Annotated in this window: 5 protein-coding genes; 2 read left to right on the top strand and 3 right to left on the bottom strand. The window is 49.1% G+C overall.

Annotation, left to right across the window (positions count from 1 at the left end):
- The 3 genes from ACTHS3_RS10855 to ACTHS3_RS10845 all read right to left on the bottom strand — a co-directional run.
- The coding region (locus ACTHS3_RS10855; RefSeq protein ID WP_440367949.1) for a DUF711 family protein at window positions 1-492 on the bottom strand (492 nt) is incomplete at its 3' end.
- A 15-nt stretch (window positions 493-507) separates the two neighbouring features.
- The gene (locus ACTHS3_RS10850) at window positions 508-780 is read right to left on the bottom strand and encodes an ACT domain-containing protein (protein WP_003680574.1); all 273 of its coding nucleotides are present in this window, start codon (window positions 778-780) and stop codon (window positions 508-510) included.
- A gap of 107 nt (window positions 781-887) precedes the next feature.
- Entirely contained in the window at window positions 888-2,027 is a 1,140-nt protein-coding gene (locus ACTHS3_RS10845) for a polyamine ABC transporter substrate-binding protein (protein WP_440367948.1), read from the bottom strand.
- A gap of 328 nt (window positions 2,028-2,355) precedes the next feature.
- Between ACTHS3_RS10845 and ACTHS3_RS10840 the strand changes: the two genes are divergently transcribed.
- Entirely contained in the window at window positions 2,356-2,892 is a 537-nt protein-coding gene (locus tag ACTHS3_RS10840; RefSeq protein WP_049343910.1) for an RNA pyrophosphohydrolase, read from the top strand.
- Between the two features lie 68 nt (window positions 2,893-2,960).
- Window positions 2,961-3,410: ATP-binding protein (locus ACTHS3_RS10835; protein WP_440367947.1), on the top strand; the 450-nt coding region annotated here is incomplete at its 3' end.

Here is a 3,410-nt window from a genome sequence, read left to right as displayed (position 1 = left end):
CTTGACCGCATCCATATTGATACCGGCGCGCGTGCTGCCGATATTGATGGAGCTGCACACGATATCGGTGGTTTTCATCGCTTCGGGAATGGAACGGATCAACACCTCATCCGAAGGCGACATGCCTTTTTGCACCAGCGCAGAAAAGCCGCCGATAAAGGACACGCCGATGGCTTTGGCAGCCTTATCCAAAGTTTGCGCCACGCTGACATAGGAATCGGCATGGGTGGCCGCCGCGATTTGGGCAATCGGCGTAACGGAAATGCGCTGATTCACAATCGGCACGCCGTATTTGGCAGACAGATATTTTGCCGTTGCTACCAAGTCCTTACCGGCAGTGGTGATTTTGTTGTAAATGTTTTGGTTCAATACATTGATATCGCTGCTGATACAGTCGTGCAGATCAATGCCGATGGTAATGGTGCGCACGTCAAAATTCTGGTCGGCCACCATTTTGACGGTTTCTAAAATCTCGCCGGATTGAATACTCATGGCTCTCCCTCCGACTTAAATACGGTGCATGGCTTGGAAAATTTCTTCGTTTTGCATACGAATATCAAGCGCGAGTTTTTTGCTCTCTTCCGCAAACAAATCCAAAACTTCTTGACGCGATTTGGTGCATTTTGAAGTGTCCACCAAAATAATCATGGTAAAAAAATCGTCCATCAGCTGTTGGCTGATGTTGAGAATATTGATTTGGTTTTCCGCTAAAATTTTGGAAACGTCGTACACAATGCCCACACGGTCTTTACCGATGACGGTGATGACTGAATTGTTCATAACGCTGTTTCTCCTCATAGGATATTTGAAAAGTGTTGACAATTATAACACTCAGGCCGTCTGAAAAACTGTTTCAGACGGCCTGAGTATTCAAATTTCAATTTTAATTATCGTCCTGCTTTCAAAGCCTGCCATAGGCGAACGCTGAGTTTGCTCGCATCGGTTGACTTGGGAGAGACGATGAAGCTTTTTTCCATCAATTCTTTACTTGGGAAAATCGATTCGTCAGAGGTGTATTTTTCATCCATCAAATCACGCGCCGGACGGCTGGCCGGAGCATAAGTCACATAGTTGCCGTTTTTGGCCGCTGTTTCTGGATTGAGCGTGTGATTGATGTATTTGTGTGCATTGGCCACATTTTGCGCATCACGCGGAATCATCAACGAATCCACCCAAATACCGACACCGCTTTTCGGCGCCAATACTTCGACTTCGACGCCGTTTCCTGCTTCTTTGGCACGGGTTTTGGCAATATTGAGGTCGCCGCCGTAGCCTACCGATACGCAAAGATTACCGGCAGCCATATCGTCGATATAGCCGGATGAGGTAAAGCGTTTGATATCGGGGCGCACTTTTTTCATCATATCGACAGCTGCTTTGATGTCATCAGGGTTTTCGCTGTTCGGATCTTTGCCCAAATAATGCAAAGCCAAAGGAACTTGCTCGATGGCGCTGTCGAAATAGCTGATGCCGCAGGATTTCAGTTTTTGGGTGTATTCAGGATTGAACACCAAATCCCATTCATTTTCAGGCAGCTTGTCCGTACCCAAAGCCTTTTGAACCTGCTGTTTGTTAATCGCCAGCGTATTGATGCCCCAGAAATAAGGGACGGCATATTCGTTGCCCGGATCGACGGTTTCCATCATTTTCAACAAATCGAGATCGATATTGGCGTAATCGGGAATTTGCGATTTGTCGATTTTTTGATACGCGCCTGCTTTAATCTGACGGCCGACATTAGCAATAGACGGCGCAACCAGGTCATAACCCGACTTGCCGGTCAGCAGCTTGGCTTCCAGCGCTTCGTTGCTGTCGTAGTAATCGTAGCGGACGTTGATATGTGTTTTGTTTTCAAACGCAGACAGCGTGGCCGGATCGACATAATCCGACCAGTTGTAGATATTGAGTTTATCGGTTTGGGAAGAGGAGGTTTGAGATGCGGAAGATTCTGCGGCGGTTCCTTGTCCGCCGCCGCACGCAGTCAAGACGAGGCTCACGATTGCCGCCGCCATCAAAGATTTTTTCATGGTTTCAGACCTTTTGTTCGGGGGGTAAAAATATTGCAGCGGTGGCAGATGCCACTTACAAAAGGGAAACTGTGGGGGCGGCCGGCATGTGTCCTTTGCCCTTGATTCAGCAAGGTTTGCATTAAACGGCAAAAAGCTTTTGAATGCAAGACCTTAAAGCAGAAAAAAATTTCATTTTTCAGACGGCCTGAAGCTATGGTTTTATTCATAAACAACATTTTTTGAAAAACGGTTTCATGCCGTCTGGAAAAAACTGTGGGCTTATTCAGACGGCCTCAAGATTTGTCAAAACCGCCCAATTTGTGGGAAAATTGCACGATTAAATTTAATGAAGGGCGACCCCGTGTTAGACAGAGAAGGCTATCGCCCCAATGTCGGTATTATCCTGATTAACGAACGTAACGAAGTCTTTTGGGGCAAACGCGTACGCGAACATTCATGGCAATTTCCGCAAGGCGGCATCAAGCCGGGCGAAAGCCCTGAGACCGCCATGTACCGCGAGTTGTACGAAGAAGTCGGCCTGCTGCCGCAACATGTCAAAATCGTTGGCCGTACGCGCGACTGGTTGCGTTATGACGTTCCCAGCCACTGGGTGCGCCGCGAATGGCGCGGTTCATATCGCGGACAAAAACAGATTTGGTATCTTTTGCGTTTGGTCGGCCGCGACAGCGACGTCAACCTCCGCGCCTGCCATCATCCTGAATTTGACGGCTGGCGCTGGCACCAATACTGGGCGCCGGTTGACGAAGTCATCGACTTCAAGCGCGGCGTGTATTTGGACGCATTAACCGAACTCTCCCGTTTCTTGCGCGGCATAGAAAGCTATGAAGACTTTATCCGGCGCAATCCAATAGAAAACCTATAATCCAAACGCTTTCAGGCCGTCTGAAAGCGTTGTTTTTCATCCTTTCAGACGGCCTTTACATTATTCCTATGGCTAAAAACAATCAATACAGCGAATCCAGCATTACCGTCCTCAAAGGCTTGGAGCCGGTCAAAGAACGTCCCGGCATGTACACCCGTACCGACAGCCCGACCCATATCTGTCAGGAAGTAATTGATAATGCGGCGGACGAGGCGTTAGGTGGTTTTGCAACTGCAATCGACGTGCAAATTCATGAAGACGGTTCGCTTTCCGTCCGTGATAACGGCCGCGGCATTCCCGTCGGCCTGCACCCTGAAGAAGGCGTACCCGTAGTCGAACTCGTCTTCACCCGTCTGCACGCAGGTGGCAAGTTCAACAAAAAAGACGGCGGCAGCGCCTATGCCTTTTCAGGCGGCCTACACGGCGTCGGCGTATCTGTGACCAACGCCCTTTCCACCCGCCTTGAAGTAACGGTCAAACGCGAAGGCAAAGTCCACCGCATCGTCTTTTCCGGTGGC

Source organism: Neisseria sp. P0009.S007 (assembly GCF_051962515.1).
The sequence above is the reverse complement of the archived record's forward strand: the minus strand, read 5'-3'. Positions and strand labels throughout refer to the sequence as shown.